Consider the following 18135-nt stretch of genomic DNA (forward strand, 5'->3'; position numbering starts at 1 on the left):
TGATCCCAAAGAATAGGCTAAATTGAGGTAAAAAAATGGCAAGCCATCAGGCTTGCCAATTAAAAAGGGGGATTGTCATTATGTCTTGTACTTGCCTGTCTCTTTGCAAGTGAGGCTAATATAGCCCCTCTTTATTTAGTTTACCTTACAGTAAGGTGAACGTTTTATTACAACCTAGGGGCGTGTAAACCCCCTTTACAGCGATTTTTGATTTACCCATATAATCTCATCAGTTGCAAAACCAAGCGCTTTTACTTGGCTTAAAAACTGCTGCTTGAGCTCTTTACTCACTGTAGGTGTTCGCGATAAAAACCATAAGTAATCTTTGCTATAACTGGTAATAAACGCATATTGATAATCAGGTTGGTCGAGCTCAAAAATAATATAGGCACCATAAAACGGGCCAAAAAATGACACTTTAAAATGCCCTGTATCGGCTTTTTCTACAAATTTAGCTAAGCCTTCAGCTTCGTCCCATTTTTGTACTTTACTAATAAAGCCTTTGTTTAATACCTTTACCGTTCCATCATCGTTAATTGAATAAGTGGCTGTTACTTGCTCCATTCCTTGTTCAAAAGAGTGGTCTAATCGTGCTATTTCATACCACTTGCCTTGGTATTTCTCTAAATCAAAGTTTTTAACAGGGGTTATTCCTTCGGGTGCGCTGGTACAGGCACTGAGTAAAAACACGGTGGTAATAAATAATGCGGTTTTAAAAGCGAGTTTCATGTTGTTTCCTTTTCTTTAGAAATTGCTATAGGATCGCTTTAATACTAAAGCAATTTAAAGAACTTAGCATGAAAATTTGGGTTGATGCTGACGCTTGTCCGGTGGTAATAAAAGAAATTTTATTTAGAGCCGCAGAGCGTACGCAAACAGAAACAATACTGGTTGCAAATCATGCCATGCGCATCCCACCGTCAAAATTTATTAGCCGACTACAAGTGTCATCGGGCTTTGATGTGGCTGATAATGAAATAGTAAAACGAATAGAAAAAGGCGATTTAGTGATCACTGGAGATATTCCACTGGCAAGTGAAGTGATTGATAATGGCGGCCAAGCGCTTAATCCGCGCGGTGAGCTTTACACCACTGAAAACATTCGTTCATTACTAAATGTACGCGATTTTATGGATACTATGCGCTCAAGTGGCGTAGAAATGAGTGGTGGGCCGCCTCCATTAAGCCAAAGTGACAGACAAAACTTTGCTAACAATCTTGATCGTATTTTAGCGCAAAATAAGAGCAGTTAAAGTGAGCAGCCAGTTAATAGGGTTAGGTGATAATTCATTCAGTGTTGCTGTGTATGTAGCAAAAGCGCCCCCTATGCCTTACTTTGAAACACTTGCGCAGCTAGAGCCTGTAGTTAGTGGGCAAATAAATAGCATAAACCAGCACTGTGGCAATGGCTGGCGAAAAGTTTTTAATGTGTACGCCAAGGTGTTATTTGCGCTGCCAAGCGAGTATTACTCATTTGCTAAACAAGCCGTGAGTTGGCAAGCATATCGCGATGAGCTGTTGTTACAGCAGCATAGCGGGACTGCATTACTCTTTAGTGCGCCGGTGCTTACTGAGCATAAAAATCAATTGCACATTATTGCAGGAAGAACTCACGCTAAAAACTTGATACAACAAGGTAAGTTAAACGCCCAACTTGATTGGCTTGATGATGAGTTTGCTATAGATAAAAGCCAGAATATTATTGTATGCCCCTATTTTGATTATAGGCAGCTGAGTAATATTAAAATTGCCCGTTTGAGTGAATTAGTGGCTCAGTTGCGAATAATCTAAGCCACTTTCGTTTTTTAGGTAAGTGTTACGCTCAGTGTGTTAGCGCTATCAACTAGCATGAGCGAGCCCAAAATAAATAGGATGCAGGCCGATGCACGGCCAAATTTTAGTGAGAGCGCCGGATTATTGCTGAGGATTTTTCTGGCACTTACCCCTATTAACCAATATACCAGCGCACAGCCAACTAAATGAATAATGCTAAGTAGCAGCAATTGTTCAGTAATAGAAAATGACAGTGTTGGTAAAACAAACTGCGGCAATAAGGCTAAAAATAACAGCATCACTTTGGGATTCAAGCCACTAATTATAAAGCCCTTTCTCACCCACTTTAGAGGCGTATCTGAGGTGTGTTCTTGGCCATCGTTATAGGCTGCAGGCATTGGAGGAAATCGGTACAGTGATACGGCAATCCAAATTATGTACAAAGCACCAAATAAGGTTAACAGCTTTATAAACATGGCATGCGATGCTAATAACGCGCCTAAACCTACCACCACTATTAAACTGGCCATTAAATGCCCAAGTATTAACCCCGCTACTGCAGGAATGATTTTATCACCCGCTATACCTGCACTGATTGTATAAGCCCAATCGGCACCGGGGGTAAGTACAAACAAGATTGATACCAGCCAAAAAGAAAAAATAATATTAATATCCATACGTATCCATGCGCTAAAACCCAAAATAAGTGAGCTGCTATTTTATTTCTTTCTGATGAGTAAAAGTTACTGTATTTTACTGACATAAGCGTTCATTTTAGGAAATAATCAACTATGGATACCATAGATAGGAAAATTCTTGCTGAGTTGCAAGTTGATGGCAGGCTCACCCTTTCTGAATTGGCTGATCGTGTTGGGCTAAGCGTGTCACCTTGTCATCGTCGTGTAAAAGAGCTTGAGAAAAGCAAAGCAATTGTTGGCTACAGAACTGAAATATCACCTGAAAAAGTGGGTTTAAACTTTTCTGCGTTAGTATTTATTACTATTAAAGAAGGTGATAAAGCGTCGTTAAGCAAATTAGAGCAAGCGGTGGATGCTATTCCTCAGATCACCAATGCACAACGCTTATTTGGCACCCCTGATTACTTATTACACGTCGTTACTAAAGATTTAGCCGCGTTTCAGCAACTCTACGATGACAAGCTATCAGCCTTACCGGGTGTACAACGTTTAACCTCAACCATTGTGATGAAAGATATTGTAAGAGCGCGTAACTTGCACTTTTAACAGGTTATGTTTTACACGAACTTTAAAAAGTTAAGGCGATGACGCTGCAAAGCCTATGGCAGCGGGCTTTGCCTAAATAGGTAAAAATAAAGTGTAAATAAAGCTTGTTATAAAGTGTATTGCTGTTATTCTGCTTGCCATCGGGTTGATAGAAAGCCCTGTTTATTTGTAAGTACCTCGTTGTTATTAGTAATAATCCTTCGCGATATCCTCAAGTTAAATGTTTGTTTTCTTCCTGTTAAACGCCTATTTTAAGGCAAATTTTTTATTATTTTTTTAGGATATTATTATGTCTAATACAACTACTGGTACAGTAAAATTTTTCAATGAAGCAAAAGGTTTTGGTTTTATTGAGCAAGAATCTGGCGCAGACGTTTTCGCACATTTCAGTGCTATCTCTGGCGACGGTTTCAAAACATTAGCCGAAGGCCAAAAAGTACAGTTTACTGTAACGCAAGGTCAAAAAGGCCCGCAAGCTGAAAACATCGTTTGCATCTAAATAGTTTTAATTGATGGGTTAGTGTTAACCCATCAATATTTATAAGTTTGAAAGAAGTTTTGTTTTATTTGTTAGTACCCCGTTGTTTTAGTAATAATCCTACGCGATATCCTCAAGTTAACTATTTTTTCGGCTCAATCGCCTCTTTTCAGGCACACTTTAATTAATTTTTAGGATACATATTATGTCTAATACAACTACTGGTTCAGTAAAATGGTTTAACGAAGCAAAAGGTTTTGGTTTTATCGAGCAAGAATCTGGCGCAGACGTTTTCGCACATTTCAGTGCTATCTCTGGCGACGGTTTTAAAACGCTAGCTGAAGGCCAACGTGTACAGTTTACTGTTACTCAAGGTCAAAAAGGCCCGCAAGCTGAAAACATCGTTTGCATCTAATTATAGAAGGAGTGGGCTTTAAAGCGCACTCACTCCGCTTAAACTCGTGTTAAGCAATAAAGCTAATATCATTATGATATTAGCTTTTTTTTTTGACAAAAATTTATACAACGTAACCGCTAAAGCCAAGTGCTTTAAAATAAAGCTTTGGAATACCAAATCCACATTCATTCAGTAGTTCACTAAAGCGCATACGATCTAGGGGGTAAAACTCTCTTTCGAGGTTATGCCCCATTTGAGTTTTGCCAGCTTCAGTTAAGCCTAATTGAGCACAGGTGTTTAATTGTGACTCACGCTCAAATGTTGTTTCTGGGCGCATTAAATCAGCAATGTAAAGATTCGCTCCTTTTTTAAGGTTAGTTTTAATGCTTTTAAGAATTTGTTTTTTGTCGCCGTTATCTTCTACAAAATGCATCACCAGTAAACATAATACGGCGTCTGCTTTCGCTTTTACTTTATCAACTGGGCTACATTCAATAGTGACACGGCTATCAATACCTTGCTCTGCAAAGCGCTGTTTTGCAATATCGAGCATATCACTGGAGGTGTCTTGGGCAGTAAACTGCCATTTAGGATTTATTTGTGCTAATGCTAATACTTCCTTACCTGTGCCGGCACCAATCACTAAAATGTGTGCATCGTCGCTTAACGTGGTTTGCAGTTGTGCATTGGTTAGTTGATGAAGTAGCTCATAGCCTGGGACTAAACGGGTAATGCGGTTATCATATTCTTGTGCTTCTTCGCCTTTGAAAGTGGGCATGCTGTCTCCTTAAATTACGTTTATGGTGGAGTATCCACCCGGTTTTTTAGCGACATGAATTTGCGTAGCAACGCGTTCGCTCATTTCACTTACATGTGAAATTACACCGACCTTTCTACCTTGCGCTTGCAATGAATCTAGCGCGTCCATGGCAATACTGAGTGTTTCACTATCTAGTGTTCCAAAGCCCTCGTCAACAAATAACGAGTTAATTTGCACTTTGTTCGAAGATAGTGAGGCAAGTCCCAGTGCTAATGCCAACGACACTAAAAACGATTCACCGCCAGATAGCGTATTGACCGAGCGTTGTTCATCGGCCATATCGCGGTCGATAATGGCTATATCAAGTGACTCAGCAATTGCAGTGAGCTCATAACGCTTGTTAAGGGTTTTTAAATGGCTATTAGCATAATGCAGCAATATTTTGAGTGTTTGTGTTTGCGCTAAATTACGCATTGTTTTACCTGTGGCATCACCTAGTACTTTATTAAGTAAATGCCATTGGTCAACCTGTTGCTTGAGCTGGCTCAGTTCAGCTTGTTTGCCCTCAAGCGCTTTTGCATTTTGGTTGTGCTGCTCAATCGCGGTGTTGATGGTGAGTAAGCTATTTTGCAATTGTGTTTGCTGGGTATTTAAGTGGTTTTGTTGCTCAATTAGCTGTGCTTCGCTTTGCGTTGGCTGATTATTTTGTTGATGCTGTTCATTAGCTTGTTGCTGTTGCTTTAACGCGGCACTGGCATCAACGACTGCTTGCGATAGTTGCTCGCCTTGTTTTAACTGAGTTTTAATATCGTCGTTGCTGATAGTTAGTAAAAATGTGACTTGCTCATGACTGATATCGCCATGAAGGATGTTAAATTCTTTAAACCAGTCGTTGTAACGCGTTTCAAGCATCACTAACTCTTGGTGGTTATCTGCCAGACGATGCTCAAGGTTTTTAAGCGTGATGGCGTGTTCATCGCGCTGTTTTACGGCACTGTCGTGTGCTTGTTGGCTGGCACTTAATTGGTTTTGGCAGTGCTCTAGCTGTGCTGACAGTTTAGCTTGGTAGTCATCGGCGCTAATAGTTTGGTTATCAAACAAGGCTAAGCGCTGTTGCTGCGTATTATTGTGCTGTTGCTGTGTTTGAGTTAATTCTTCATTGAGCGTGTTAACTCGCTGCTCTGCTTTGGTTATAAGCGGTGTTAGTTGTTGTAACTGTACATTGGCGCTGTCGAATTGTTTTTGACTTTGTTCAAGCTGTGCTTGGATTTGCTGATATTGTTCTACCTGCTGAGCTAAATCGCTAAGCGGTAACGAGCCTGCTTGCAATGCGTGCCAAAAATCACTGTGTTTAAAATGTAAATTGAGCTCTTTTATAAGCGCTTCGCTTTGAGTTGCTAGTTCATCGCATTTGTTATTAAGCTGAGATTGCTGATTGCTCAGCTCAACATGCTGTGTATTTAATTGTTGCTGTGTCGCTTGTTCTTTTTTAACTGTGCTTTGCAGCTGGTTAACAGTTTCTTGCAAATTACTGAGCTGTTTTTGCGCCGAAAAATACTGTGTTTTTTGTTCACTTAATTGCTTATAAGTTTCATCAAGCTGCTCAACTGTTAACTCATTAAGCTCGGTTTTAGCCGCTTGCATGGTATTTTTAATTTCCAGCATTTTGGCTTGTGCATCACTAATGGCTTGGCTGTACTGAGCATGCTCTGCCACCAAAACCGCGTGTTGTGTTTGGTGCTGATGAAGCTGTGTTTGAGCATCTTGGTGTTGCTGCTTTTCGTTATTATATGCATTTTCAAAGTCGGTTATTAGGTTTGTAAAAGGTTGGCTTTGATTGCTCGCGAACGGGTGCTCTGTAGCCCCACAAACGGCACACGACTCATTTGGAACCAGTTGTGCGCGTAAATGCTCAACATGCTCACTGGCACGAAGCCTCGCTTGATTAAGCGCTTGCTCTGCGTGTTTAAGTGCCTGCTCTTTGCTGGTTAAATGCGTAAGCAGCGTAGTTTTAGAGTGTTCACTGTGGCTGAGCTTTTCTGCCACATCACGTTGCTGTTGCACCGTGTGTTTTAATTCTTGGTTAAACTGCTTATAGCGTGTGCGCTGATCTTTTAAATAATCAATGTTTTTAAGCTTAACGTCGCATTGTTCAATGTTAAATTGAGCGTGCTGCTGGTTTAGCTTATTTAGGCTTTGCTGCTGCGTTGTAAGCGTTTGCTCTGCTTGTTCGAGTTGTTTATTTTGCTCGCTAAGTTTTGCTGTGAGTATTGTTTGTTGCTCTGCGTGAGCCTGAGCTTGCTGCTGGGTTGTTTTTAGTTGTGTCTGAGTATTAAAAAACTGCTTAAAACTATGATGAAAATAGTTCCAATCAGTTGCCAATGGCTTTAATTGACTCTGCTCGTTCAACCAGTGCTGATGCCCTGTGATTTGCGTTGTGGCTTGCTCTGCACTTATTTTGTTTTGTTGTAGCTGCTGTTGTAAATCACTTAATTGTTGCTGCTCTTTGGCGCTTTGTTGAGTCAGACTTTTTATAGTTTGGTTATATATTGCTAATTGGCTGTCGAGCTCTCGCGCTTTTGCAATCAGAGGCTCTGCTGTTAGCTTTTGTTGTTTTGCTGTATCTAATTCGTTTTGCTGTTTTTTAACGTTACTTGCTTGCTCGGTGATCAGCGCGTTGTGATCAAGCTCGTTTAATTGTTTTATTTGTGTATTTAACTGGCTATTTTGTGCTGTTAAGCTTTCACAGCGCTGGCGGTTATCTTTAATTTCAAGCGCACTTTGCGCTTGTTTCGCTTGCTCCGTTTGCGCTTTAACAGCATTGAGTGCGGCATGTGCTTGTTGCTCGTTTTGCTGAGCATTTTTTAATGTCAGCTCCAAGCTATGTGCTTGCTTATACCAATTAACGCCTTGCTCTGTCGTTGCTAAAGTTGTTTTAGTGTGTTCAATTTGTTGTTTTAAATCAGCCAGCGTTTGTTGTTTTTCACTCAGCTCATCGTCAGACAATAACGTATAACTGGCTAAACTTGCCGTTAGTAATTCAAATTTATCTTTAATAGCTTTGTTGCGCTCAAATATACGCTGCCCTATTCGACTAAATTTATCGGTGCCAGTCAGGCACTCTAAAAGCTGCGCGCGCTCATCGCCAGTGGCTTTTAAAAAGGCGGCAAACTCATGTTGTGCTAGTAACACCGCACGCGAGAACTGCTCAAAGGTCAAACCTATTTTATTTTCTATGGCTTTTAAGGTGCCACTTTTGTCAGCAATTAAGGTTTCATCGGGTAGGCTATGTAAAGTATGTTCGGCCACTTTAAGTTTGCCGGTTACTTTTTTATGCGTACGTTGAATACTATAACGTGCTCTGTAAAGCTGTTGGTCTTGGCCACTAAAATCTACTTCGGCGTACCCTTCCCATTTGCCACGGCGCAATAAATTGCGGGCATCGTTAAGCTTAATGTTATCGCCATTAAAATCAATTAGGTTACCTTTATCGCCTTTCAAACGCGCAGTTTTAGTATAAAGTGCTAAGCAGATAGCATCGAGTACGGTGCTTTTTCCTGCGCCGGTGTCACCTGTAATGGCAAAGAGGCCTGCGTCTTTGAGTGGTGAGGCTAAAAAGTCGATTTCGGCATCGGCAATAGAGGCTAAATTATGAATACGAACAGCCGTTATTTTCATAGCAGTTGCTCCTGTTCAAGTTCTTCAATTACGTTGGTTAACAGTGCTTTTAATTCATTGGGCACGGTCGCTGCGGCCATATCTTTATCATTATTAAATGCTTGTTCGAGTAAGCTAATTGGGTTGAGCATTTCCACAAAACTTAAATCTTCAAATACCGTTTCTGAGGAATTACTCATTTGCTGGTCACGAACTCGCTCTATGCCACAAAAATTAACCTGTTTTCCTTTAAGTGCTTGCTCGATTTGTTCTCGAAAGGTGGTATCGATATCACTTGATTTAAGTTTTACTCGCAAGTAAGGAGCAATGTCGTATTGCTCTGTATCGAGTGCTTTTATTTGCTCACACAGCTGCGCTAAAGGCACACATTCTCCTTCAGGAAGTACAATGACTTCAGCTAAGCGCGGAATGTAAAGGGGGTTTACAGTGGTGTTTAACGGTTGGTTTTTTTGCTCGCTAAATTCAACCACATTTACTTGATGGGTATACTTTCTCTCTGAAAACGACATTGGAATAGGCGTGCCGCTGTAACGTATTTGCTCATTTTTAGCTACTAGTTGTGCTTTATGTAAGTGGCCTAGTGCGACGTAATTGGCTTGCTTACCAAATACCGACGCTGAAATAGCTTCTTCACCGCCAATGACCAAATTACGTTCAGAGTCACCGGAAATATTACCGCCTTTTGCATGCAAATGACCCATAACAATTAAAGGCGTATTTTCAGCGTTAAGTGTTAGCGCATGTTCAAGAGCAAGTTCATAGGCTTTTGCAACGCCCTGTGCGTAACTGGGGCCATTTTCGGTTTGGCTAAGCGTGCTTATGTCACTGGTGCGTAAAAAAGGCATAGCGAGTACCACAGCGCGTTTATCATCGTTATTAATCGTTATTACAACGTCACTGGGTTTAGCAGGATCAAACCGCCCTACCACATGAGTATCAAACTGGGCTAATAAGGGTTGTGCAGCCAAAATACGATTAGCGGAGTCATGATTACCCGCAATAATAACAACGTGTAATTGTGGGCACTGGGCTTTGGCGTTTTTTATAAATTGATAGAGTTGGTTTTCGGCGCTAGCACTCGGTGTGGCAGTATGATAAATGTCACCTGCAACAAGCAATAAATCGATTTGTTGGTTAACGAGGGTGGTTAACAGCCAAGAGAAAAAAGCATGGTGTTCATGACGGCGATCATGTTCATAAAATTGCTGACCTAGGTGCCAGTCTGAAGTGTGAAGAACTTTCATTTTGCGCTCTTAAAAAACCATAAGAGCGCCAATATACCCAAGGCAATTAAAGATGCAAGTATCGCTTTAGGTTAAAGTATACCAAGCTATAAAAATAACGGGCAAAGCAGCGAGCGCGATTGTTAAAGGCCACTTTAATGCTTTGGCTTTTTTAGCTTGTAATACTTGCAGTGCATTAGTTTCATTACAAGCAGCGACTTTATCAATATACAGATAACCCGAGTTTATATACTGCTTACAATTTTGCACGTCTGCTGGTATTGCAATTAGTTTTTGCTGCTTTTTTAGGACATAAAAATCCATAAACTCACCACACTTGTTACGACTAGTTAGAACAAAAAATATTTGAGAGAAACGCTAAAAAAATGCTCTCAAATTAAAAAAGTGGGCGATTCTAATTACAAACCATAGTAAAGATCAACCTAAAACTGCGTTATTTAGCTTTTTTAATGAAAATAGCTGTGTTTTTTGCTTTTATCTCTACTTTTAATAGGGTCTGATGATCTTTGCGGATTAATATTTGTTCAAACTAGGTGCGGTTTAATCGCGGCGCGAGGTTTGTAACCTAGTGGGCTAAGTCAAAACCGAGTAACAAAGAGTAGATCGCCCCTAGGCAGAACCCTTCGGGCAGCGCCTGTTTGTTATTGATGCTGCGTTATCGCCTATTTATGGGGAACAACCACACCACATAGGCTCCGCCTTGCCTAAATACCAAACAATCTGCTACAAATTTAATCTTGAAAGGTCAACAAACCCTAATAGCCAGTGTGTTTTGTAAACCCCCTTTACAGTTTTGTTTGGCGTATTAATTGCCTTTGTTTTTTTATTCAATTTCTGACGAAATGTCCGTTCTTTTTTGTTGTATAAAACGCTATTTATTGTATTTACAAAAAGGTGGGGAATATCACCCTATAAAAGCAGGGTTTTATCGCTATTTTATTGAAGCTAAGCTGTAAATTTGTCACAGTAGCGTTACTAAAATCGATCAGGATTAACAATGAAGAAAAATTTATTTACACTGAGCGCGTTTGTATTGCCTTTGGCAATGGCAAGCACTGTGCTTGCCTCATCTGTTGAGCAAACTAAAGGCAGTTATGTTGATAAGTTTCGTCAACTAGATGAAGCTTTACCTACGCCTAATGTTTACCGCAGTGCAGCAGGTGCCCCTGCTGAAAATTATTGGCAACAACGCGTTGATTACGATATTGATGTAAAGCTTGATGAGCAAAAGCGTCGCTTAACGGGGAGTCAAACAATTGAATATAAAAATAACTCTCCGCATACATTAAAGTATTTATGGCTTCAGCTTGATCAAAATATTTTTAAAAATGACTCAATTGCAGAAACCACGCAAACATTTAAAAGTACCCTACAGAACGAGCCAGATGCAAAGCCTGCTAAGTTAAGCTTAGGTGATTTACGTCGTCAGCAATTTATGGACGATAATGAACTGGGTTACACCATTAGCAATGTTAAAGATGAAGATGGTAAAGCACTGCGCGTGACTGTGGTTGATACCTTAATGCGCATTGATTTAAATACCCCACTTAAACCCGGTAAGGATGTTGAGTTTAGTATGGACTTTGCGTTTAACCTCGTTGAAGAAGACGCGGTAGGCGCACGTGCAGGTTACGAGCATTTTGAAGAAGACGGTAACGATATTTTCTTGGTTGCACAGTGGTTTCCTCGCTTAGCGGCTTACACCGATTACGAAGCATGGACAAACAAACCGTTTTTAGGTAGTGGTGAGTTCACTTTAGAGTTTGGTGACTACGATGTTGAAATTACGGTTCCTGCGGATCATATTGTATCGGCAACTGGTAAGCTTGATAACCCAAGCTCGGTATTGACCAGCACTCAGCGCAAGCGTTTAAAAGAAGCTGAAACAGCAAAACGCCCTGTGTTTGTTGTTACCGAAGAAGAAGCGCTCGAAAACGAAAAAGCCGGTACAGACAAAACAAAAACATGGCATTTTAAAGCAGAAAATGTTCGTGACTTTGCTTGGGCATCATCACGTAAATTTATGTGGGATGCTAAAGGTTACCAGCAAGGTGGTGATGAACAACCACTCGTTATGGCGATGTCGTTCTTCCCTAAAGAAGGTGGCGACTTATGGAAGAAATACTCAACTGAAGCGGTTGTACACACGATGGAAGTGTATTCACAGTATTCATTTGATTACCCATACCCAACTGCGCAGTCAGTTAATGGCCCTGTAGGGGGTATGGAATACCCAATGATCACTTTTAATGGCCCACGTACAGATTTACAAGACGATGGTACACGCACTTACTCTCAAGCAGAAAAACGCTTTTTAATTGGTGTTGTTATCCATGAGGTAGGTCATATCTACTTCCCAATGATTGTAAATTCAGATGAGCGCCAATGGACTTGGATGGATGAAGGCTTAAATAGCTTTTTAGACGGTGTTGCTGGGCGTGAATGGGATCCAACGATTCCATGGGGCGTTGAACCACGTGACATTGTTGCTTACATGAAGTCAGAGACTCAAGTGCCTATCATGACGCAATCAGACAGCGTGCTACGTTTAGGCCCTAATGCCTATACTAAACCTGCTGCGGCATTAAATATTTTACGTGAAGTGATTTTAGGGCGTGAATTATTTGATTTTGCCTTTAAAGAGTACGCTCAGCGCTGGAAGTATAAACGCCCTACTCCCGCTGATTTTTTCCGTACTATGGAAGAAGCCTCAGGTGTTGATTTAGATTGGTTTTGGCGTGGTTGGTTCTACACCACAGACCATGTTGATATCTCGCTTGATAAAGTATATCAATTACGTTTAGACACCAAAAATCCAGATATTGACTTTAAACGTTTACGTGATATTGAAGCTGATAAGCCAAGTTCATTATTTGTTGAGCGTAATCGCGCTGAAGGTAAAAAAACGTGGGTTGAAAAAAATCCAGATGTGACAGACTTTTATGACGAAAACGATCGCTTTACCGTTACAAACAAAGAGCGTAATACGTACAATAAGTTTTTAAAAGGCTTAAAGCCGTGGGAGCGTAAAACACTTGATCGCGCGCTTGAAGAAGACAAAAACTACTACGTGATGGAGTTTTCAAACCTCGGTGGCTTAGTGATGCCAATCCTTTTAGAGCTAACGTATGAAGATGGCACTAAAGAGGAACGTTATATTCCTGCAGAAATTTGGCGTCGTAATCACAAAAACGTACGAAAGCTGATTATTACCGACAAAAACAAACCGCTTACCTCAGTAACGGTTGATCCAGGCTGGGAAACAGCGGATGTTGATGTAGAAAATAACCACTACCCACGTCGTATTATTCCTTCGCGTATTGAAGTGTATAAACGTGAAAAGAGTAAGGCAAAAGTAAGCCGCGATATTATGCAAGATATCAAAACAGAGCTGAAAAAAGACGAGCCAAAAGACGAAAAAAATAACGACGAGGATCAATAATAATGCGTTTTTTGCTTATTATTGTTTGTTTTTTAATTGCTGCGCCAAGTATGGCGCATCAATTAAAATCATCCGTTACAACCGTGTTATTTAATCAGCGTACGCACAATATTGAATTGATGCATCGTTTTTATTTACATGACACAGAGCATGCTGTTGGTAACTTGTTTCAAGGCAAAGTGGATATTATGAGTAACAAGCGTGACCAAAAACGCTTTGCCAAGTATGTTGAATCCCATGTTGCCTTACAAACCTTGAGCGGTGAGCCCCTCACCCTTAATTATGTAGGTGCACAAGTGGATGGTAAGTTTTTTTGGGTGTACCAAGAAGCTGCTATTCCCGATGAGATTGAGGGCATTAGAATGAGTCATGGTGCACTGCGTGATTTGTGGCCTGCACAAGTGAATATGGTGAATGTTGAAGGGCGAGGACAGATAAAAACCTTAAACTTTAGCCAAGACGATACCTGGCTTGAAGCGAAATTTGAGCCGAAATAACCACTATTATTGCGCACCTTTAGAGGGTGCGCACTTTCCTTTATAGCTGATCGAGTTAATTAATTGCATCGTAAAGTCTTTACTATACCAGTTATACAAACCCAAACTATTACGTTATCAAATGAGCTATAATTAAATTTCAATGGACTGAGCTGTTTTTTATATGTTTATTGATATACTTTTTATTAAAGGTTTAGATAACCTAAGCCAAACCTAGCATACTGAGCTAATTATTTAGCGCAAGGAATGAAATGAAAACGCAAATTGAGGCAATCAAAGGTGTTATTTTTGATTTAGACGGAACTTTAGTATCTTCAGAATTAAACTTTTCATTGATAAAAGCCCAAGTAGGTTGCCCTGCAGAGCAAGACTTACTCGATTACATAGAACAACTGCCTTCCCCCTATATGCGTGAAGAAGCAATGAATATAGTGCATCAGCATGAGTTGTTAGATGCACAATCGGCTAAGCTTCTACCTGGCGTTGTAGAGGCTGTTAAAGCGCTACAAGCTAAAAACATACCTATGGCCATTGTTACACGTAATTTTGATAAGGCGGCGACATTAAAGTTACAGAATAACCCGCTACCAATAGAAACAGTACTCACCCGAACAGACGCACCAGCAAAACCCGATCCGAGCGCTTTATTAACGGTTGCAACTCAATGGGAAATGCCGGTTGATAATGTGATTTATGTTGGTGATTATTTATACGACATACAAGCGGCGCACAATGCTAATATGCGTGCCTGTTTGTATGCACCTGATGTAACCCCCGGGTATGCCGAACAAGCCGATTTTGTTATTCATGCATTTGATGAATTAGTGTCGTTAGTTGAAAGTTACGCTGAAAAAGTGGAATTATGTTAAATTGCGCTGTATTTTATTTCGCTAATAGCATAACGGGTATTATTTAAATTAATACCCCACAGCTTTTGCACAGCATAACATGTTGAACCACTAGCCCAATACGCTTTGAATTGGTAAAATATCAAAAACAGAACGTATTCAATAGAGGCACAAGATGGGCAGAGCATTTGAAGTCCGCAAAAGTTCGATGGCTAAAACAGCCAATGCGAAAACTAAAGTAAATTCGAAGTACGGTAAAGAAATTTACGTTGCAGCCAAAAGTGGTGAACCTGATCCCGATGTAAATCAAACATTGCGCCGCTTAATTGAAAAAGCCAAAAAAGACCAAGTTCCTGCGCATGTAATCGAAAAAGCAATTGAAAAAGCAGCCGGCGGGGCAGGGGAAGATTACTCTTCAGCCCGTTACGAGGGTTACGGCCCTGGTAATTGTATGGTGATTGTTGACTGTTTAACCGACAACCCAAACCGCACAATTAAAGATGTACGTTTACCGTTTACTAAAACAGATTCAAAAATAGGTACGCCTGGGTGTGTTGCACATATGTTTGATCACCTTGCTGTTTTAGGATTTGCGGGCGATGACGACGAAGTTGTGTTAGAAGCCCTCATGATGGCTGACGTTGATGTAACCGATGTAGAAGCCGAAGATGGCAAGGTATCGGTGTTTGCACCGCATACTGAGTATTTTAAAGCTAAAACGGCACTGGAAGAGGCATTTGAAGGCATTAACTTTGAAGTTGATGAAATTACCTTTGTGCCACAAGTACATGTTGAAATTACTGACGAAGAAGTTATTGCCAACTTTGATAAATTTATCAATATGCTTGAAGATTGCGATGACGTACAAAATGTTTATCACAACGCGACCATTAAAAATTAATTCGTAGCGATCTGAATAGTGATTATTCACTAGCGTTATAAAAAATTAGCTTAGGGTCTGTTGACCTTTGCGGATTAAAATTTGTTCAAACTAGGGGCGGTTTAATCGCGGCGCGAGGTTTGTAACCTAGTGGGCTAAGTAAAAACCGAGCAAAGCTTCCGCGTCCTGCTCACGCCCCTTACCTACATCCATGTAGGCAACAAAGAGTAAATCGCCCCTAGGCAGAACCCGAAGGGCAGCGCCTGTTTGGCATTGATGCTGCGTTATCGCCTATTTATGGGGAATAACCACATTATACCCAAATTGCCTTAATATACAGAATTCAGCGTTTCACAGGGACTTAATATCAAGGCGTTCCCTTTGCAATAATGGTCCTCCCTTTTAAAAAGGAACAACGAAGGGAGTAAGTTCCTGTGAAACGCCCTACGGGTTGGTTTAAAAGCTATTTATGCTGCGTTATTGATTTTAACAAGGGAATAACCATTATTTTCAATCAATGCCTTGTCAAAATAGCTTTTAATTCCAACTGAAACTCGCAGATTAAGGTAATTTGGGTATAGATAGGCTCTGCCTTGTCTAAATACCAAACAGACTGCTGTAAATTTAACCTTGAAAGGTCAACAGACCCTAGTAAAGCTGATTTTTTTATTTTTAGGTTAAGTTTTAAGTTAGTGCTGTGCTTTATATTTCAAGCGGTAGCTGTGTAGTAGCGGCTCTGTGTAACCGCTCGGTTGGCTAACCCCTTCAAATACCAGTGCTAAAGCAGCTTGATACGCAATACTTTTAGCTAATGTCTGCTCATTAGTTGCCATTGGTGTGTAAAGGCTGTCATGCTCATTTTGGCCATCAACAACTTTAGCCATTTTTGCCATTACCTTTTGCACTTGCTCTTTGCTACATACTCCATGATGTAGCCAGTTGGCGATATGTTGGCTTGAAATACGTAAGGTGGCTCTGTCTTCCATTAAACCAATATGGTTAATATCAGGCACTTTAGAACAGCCTATTCCTTGGTCAATCCAGCGTACTACGTAGCCTAAAATACCTTGCGCGTTGTTTTCAAGCTCGCTTTGAATATCTTCTTTTGACAGCGTTTCAGGGTTTGGCATGAGCGGCGGTGTAAGTAAGCTCTCTAGGCTTGCTATTTGACGCGTGGCAATGCTTTGCTGCAGGCTAAATACATCAACATCATGATAATGCATTGCGTGTAATGTGGCGGCAGTAGGGGAGGGCACCCAAGCGGTATTTGCACCAGATTGAGGGTGCGCTATTTTTTGCTCCATCATCATCGCCATTTTATCGGGCATTGCCCACATACCTTTACCAATTTGTGCTTTGTGGCTTAAACCACAGGCTAGGCCAATATCAACGTTGCGATCTTCGTAAGCGCTGATCCAAGGCTGTGCTTTAATAGCGGCTTTAGGCAATACAACACCCGCTTGCATAGAGGTATGTATTTCATCACCGGTGCGGTCTAAAAAGCCGGTGTTAATAAATACAACACGCTCTTTTGCTGCATGAATACATGCTTTTAAGTTAGCAGATGTACGACGCTCTTCGTCCATAATACCCATTTTAAGGGTGTTTTTAGGCAAGCTCAGTGCCTCTTCAACCATACCAAACAAGGTGTTAGCAAATGCCACTTCATCAGGGCCATGCATTTTTGGTTTTACAATATTAATACTTTGTGCAGTTGAGTTTTGAATGGCATTTTTAGTGTTTAAATCGTGCAGTGCGGCTGTTGCGGTGAACATGGCATCCATAATGCCTTCAAACACATCATTGCCGCTTACATCGGTAATGGCTGGATTTGTCATTAAATGTCCCACGTTACGCACAAACATCATACTGCGCCCTTTGAGGGTCAGTTTTTGGCCATCAAGACCTGTATATTGTCGGTCAGCTTGTAACGTGCGGTCGACCATTTTGTCGCCTTTTCTAAACGTTTCAACCAAGTTGCCTTGCATTAAACCAAGCCAGTTTTTGTAAACTTGTACTTTATCTTCTGCATCCACTGCGGCAACCGAGTCTTCACAGTCCATAATGGTTGTTAGTGCGGCTTCTAGCACCACATCTTTTAACCCTGCTTTATCAGCTTGACCAATAGGGTGGTGATGGTCTATTTGCAGCTCAATATGCAATCCATTGTTTTTAAGTAAAATAACACTCGGGTTTTGTGCTTCACCTTGATAGCCAATCAGTTGCTCAGGGTTTTTAAGTGTGGTGTGCGAACTGTCGCGCAGGGTAATAGCAAGGGCGCCGTCAACAATAGAATAGTTAGTACTTTCAATATGCGAGCCATTTTCAAGCGGTAATGCTTTGTCTAAAAACTGCCTTGCGTAAGCCATTACTTTAAAGCCACGAACAGGGTTGTATTGGCTGCCTTTTTCGGCGCCGTCGTCTTCGCTTAATACATCGGTTCCATATAAAGCATCGTACAACGACCCCCAACGTGCATTAGCTGCATTAAGTGCAAAGCGTGCATTACTAACCGGCACAACTAGCTGTGGCCCTGCAGTCAACGCTATTTCTGGCTCTACATTTTGAGTTTCAATACTAAAATTTTCAGGCTCATCAACTAGGTAGCCAATATCTTTTAAAAACGCTTGATACTGAGCTTGGTCAGCATTTTTATTTGCAAGGTGGTAGTCATCAATTTGCTTTTGTAGCTGTTCACGCTTAGCCAGTAGTGATTTGTTCAATGGTGTAAGTGTTTGCACTATGTGGGCAAAGCTTTTCCAAAACTGGTGTTCATCAAGATGGGTACCAGGTAATAATTGTTTTTTAACAAATTCAGCAAGTTGCTTATCAACGCTGAGTCCTGAATGGGTGAGAGTGTGGCTCATAATTAATATCCTTAAACGGTCCGACAG

At 40.8% G+C, this 18135-nt stretch carries 16 protein-coding genes; 9 read left to right on the plus strand and 7 right to left on the minus strand.

All coding sequences use genetic code 11. The annotated features are described in order from the left end of the window. Positions 1 to 195: 195 nt before the first annotated feature. Positions 196 to 729 carry a lipocalin family protein gene (locus tag QL986_RS15835; protein WP_024602431.1) on the minus strand — a complete coding sequence of 178 codons (534 nt, stop codon included), beginning with the start codon at positions 727 to 729 and terminating at the stop codon, positions 196 to 198. 68 nt (positions 730 to 797) lie between these two features. Here QL986_RS15835 and QL986_RS15840 point away from each other — a divergent pair, with 68 nt between their 5' ends. Next, positions 798 to 1253, plus strand: a complete 456-nt coding sequence (locus QL986_RS15840; RefSeq protein WP_024602430.1) for a YaiI/YqxD family protein — start codon at positions 798 to 800, stop codon at positions 1251 to 1253. A gap of 1 nt (position 1254) precedes the next feature. Continuing rightward, positions 1255 to 1791: a hypothetical protein gene (locus QL986_RS15845; protein ID WP_024602429.1), complete on the plus strand. Its 537-nt coding sequence runs from the start codon at positions 1255 to 1257 to the stop codon at positions 1789 to 1791. Positions 1792 to 1805: 14 nt separating this feature from the next. On the opposite strand, the gene QL986_RS15850 is transcribed toward QL986_RS15845, so the two are convergent. After that, positions 1806 to 2450 (minus strand): LysE family translocator, encoded by a 645-nt coding sequence (locus QL986_RS15850; RefSeq protein ID WP_290191692.1) that lies wholly within the window; start codon positions 2448 to 2450, stop codon positions 1806 to 1808. A 114-nt stretch (positions 2451 to 2564) separates the two neighbouring features. Between QL986_RS15850 and QL986_RS15855 the strand changes: the two genes are divergently transcribed. From QL986_RS15855 to QL986_RS15865, 3 genes are all read left to right on the plus strand, one after another. After that, complete coding sequence (locus tag QL986_RS15855; RefSeq protein ID WP_013462814.1) at positions 2565 to 3017, plus strand: Lrp/AsnC family transcriptional regulator; 453 nt, start codon at positions 2565 to 2567, stop codon at positions 3015 to 3017. A gap of 289 nt (positions 3018 to 3306) precedes the next feature. Next, entirely contained in the window at positions 3307 to 3516 is a 210-nt protein-coding gene (locus QL986_RS15860) for a cold-shock protein (RefSeq protein WP_008463923.1), read from the plus strand. 184 nt (positions 3517 to 3700) lie between these two features. Then, positions 3701 to 3910: a cold-shock protein gene (locus QL986_RS15865; protein ID WP_007377377.1), complete on the plus strand. Its 210-nt coding sequence runs from the start codon at positions 3701 to 3703 to the stop codon at positions 3908 to 3910. 103 nt (positions 3911 to 4013) lie between these two features. On the opposite strand, the gene QL986_RS15870 is transcribed toward QL986_RS15865, so the two are convergent. The 4 genes from QL986_RS15870 to QL986_RS15885 all read right to left on the minus strand — a co-directional run bounded on the left by QL986_RS15870 (position 4014) and on the right by QL986_RS15885 (position 9877). After that, on the minus strand, positions 4014 to 4670 hold the full coding sequence (locus QL986_RS15870) for a class I SAM-dependent methyltransferase (RefSeq protein WP_016899984.1): 657 nt from the start codon (positions 4668 to 4670) through the stop codon (positions 4014 to 4016). A gap of 9 nt (positions 4671 to 4679) precedes the next feature. After that, positions 4680 to 8330, minus strand: a complete 3651-nt coding sequence (locus QL986_RS15875) for an AAA family ATPase (protein WP_290191693.1) — start codon at positions 8328 to 8330, stop codon at positions 4680 to 4682. Further along, positions 8327 to 9574 carry an exonuclease SbcCD subunit D C-terminal domain-containing protein gene (locus tag QL986_RS15880; RefSeq protein ID WP_024602426.1) on the minus strand — a complete coding sequence of 416 codons (1248 nt, stop codon included), beginning with the start codon at positions 9572 to 9574 and terminating at the stop codon, positions 8327 to 8329. Before QL986_RS15880 ends, QL986_RS15875 begins: the two co-directional genes overlap by 4 nt. A gap of 66 nt (positions 9575 to 9640) precedes the next feature. After that, positions 9641 to 9877, minus strand: a complete 237-nt coding sequence (locus QL986_RS15885; RefSeq protein WP_013462818.1) for a hypothetical protein — start codon at positions 9875 to 9877, stop codon at positions 9641 to 9643. A gap of 694 nt (positions 9878 to 10571) precedes the next feature. Here QL986_RS15885 and QL986_RS15890 point away from each other — a divergent pair. The 4 genes from QL986_RS15890 to QL986_RS15905 all read left to right on the plus strand — a co-directional run bounded on the left by QL986_RS15890 (position 10572) and on the right by QL986_RS15905 (position 15262). Next, positions 10572 to 13016, plus strand: coding sequence for a M1 family metallopeptidase (locus QL986_RS15890; protein WP_138686597.1), 2445 nt, complete (start codon positions 10572 to 10574; stop codon positions 13014 to 13016). A gap of 2 nt (positions 13017 to 13018) precedes the next feature. Continuing rightward, positions 13019 to 13513 carry a DUF6702 family protein gene (locus QL986_RS15895; protein WP_033103224.1) on the plus strand — a complete coding sequence of 165 codons (495 nt, stop codon included), beginning with the start codon at positions 13019 to 13021 and terminating at the stop codon, positions 13511 to 13513. A gap of 251 nt (positions 13514 to 13764) precedes the next feature. Continuing rightward, a complete protein-coding gene (locus QL986_RS15900) occupies positions 13765 to 14382 on the plus strand; it encodes an HAD family hydrolase (protein ID WP_138686596.1) in 618 nt (205 codons plus the stop codon). Positions 14383 to 14536: 154 nt separating this feature from the next. Next, a complete protein-coding gene (locus QL986_RS15905; protein ID WP_013462824.1) occupies positions 14537 to 15262 on the plus strand; it encodes a YebC/PmpR family DNA-binding transcriptional regulator in 726 nt (241 codons plus the stop codon). A 668-nt stretch (positions 15263 to 15930) separates the two neighbouring features. Here the strand turns inward: QL986_RS15905 and QL986_RS15910 are convergent. Further along, positions 15931 to 18108, minus strand: coding sequence for a malate synthase G (locus QL986_RS15910; RefSeq protein WP_138686732.1), 2178 nt, complete (start codon positions 18106 to 18108; stop codon positions 15931 to 15933). Between the last annotated feature and the right edge of the window lie 27 nt (positions 18109 to 18135).

Origin of the sequence: Pseudoalteromonas sp. APC 3250 (assembly GCF_030407915.1) — a bacterium.
In the GTDB taxonomy this organism is placed as follows: Bacteria; Pseudomonadota; Gammaproteobacteria; order Enterobacterales; family Alteromonadaceae; genus Pseudoalteromonas; species Pseudoalteromonas tetraodonis.

Coding starts and splice junctions, on each gene's coding strand:
- QL986_RS15835 (WP_024602431.1), bottom strand. CDS start 729: ATGAAACTCGCTTTTAAAACCGCATTATTTATTACCACCGTGTTTTTA.
- QL986_RS15840 (WP_024602430.1), top strand. CDS start 798: ATGAAAATTTGGGTTGATGCTGACGCTTGTCCGGTGGTAATAAAAGAA.
- QL986_RS15850 (WP_290191692.1), bottom strand. CDS start 2,450: ATGGATATTAATATTATTTTTTCTTTTTGGCTGGTATCAATCTTGTTT.
- QL986_RS15855 (WP_013462814.1), top strand. CDS start 2,565: ATGGATACCATAGATAGGAAAATTCTTGCTGAGTTGCAAGTTGATGGC.
- QL986_RS15860 (WP_008463923.1), top strand. CDS start 3,307: ATGTCTAATACAACTACTGGTACAGTAAAATTTTTCAATGAAGCAAAA.
- QL986_RS15865 (WP_007377377.1), top strand. CDS start 3,701: ATGTCTAATACAACTACTGGTTCAGTAAAATGGTTTAACGAAGCAAAA.
- QL986_RS15870 (WP_016899984.1), bottom strand. CDS start 4,670: ATGCCCACTTTCAAAGGCGAAGAAGCACAAGAATATGATAACCGCATT.
- QL986_RS15875 (WP_290191693.1), bottom strand. CDS start 8,330: ATGAAAATAACGGCTGTTCGTATTCATAATTTAGCCTCTATTGCCGAT.
- QL986_RS15880 (WP_024602426.1), bottom strand. CDS start 9,574: ATGAAAGTTCTTCACACTTCAGACTGGCACCTAGGTCAGCAATTTTAT.
- QL986_RS15885 (WP_013462818.1), bottom strand. CDS start 9,877: ATGGATTTTTATGTCCTAAAAAAGCAGCAAAAACTAATTGCAATACCA.
- QL986_RS15890 (WP_138686597.1), top strand. CDS start 10,572: ATGAAGAAAAATTTATTTACACTGAGCGCGTTTGTATTGCCTTTGGCA.
- QL986_RS15895 (WP_033103224.1), top strand. CDS start 13,019: ATGCGTTTTTTGCTTATTATTGTTTGTTTTTTAATTGCTGCGCCAAGT.
- QL986_RS15900 (WP_138686596.1), top strand. CDS start 13,765: ATGAAAACGCAAATTGAGGCAATCAAAGGTGTTATTTTTGATTTAGAC.
- QL986_RS15905 (WP_013462824.1), top strand. CDS start 14,537: ATGGGCAGAGCATTTGAAGTCCGCAAAAGTTCGATGGCTAAAACAGCC.
- QL986_RS15910 (WP_138686732.1), bottom strand. CDS start 18,108: ATGAGCCACACTCTCACCCATTCAGGACTCAGCGTTGATAAGCAACTT.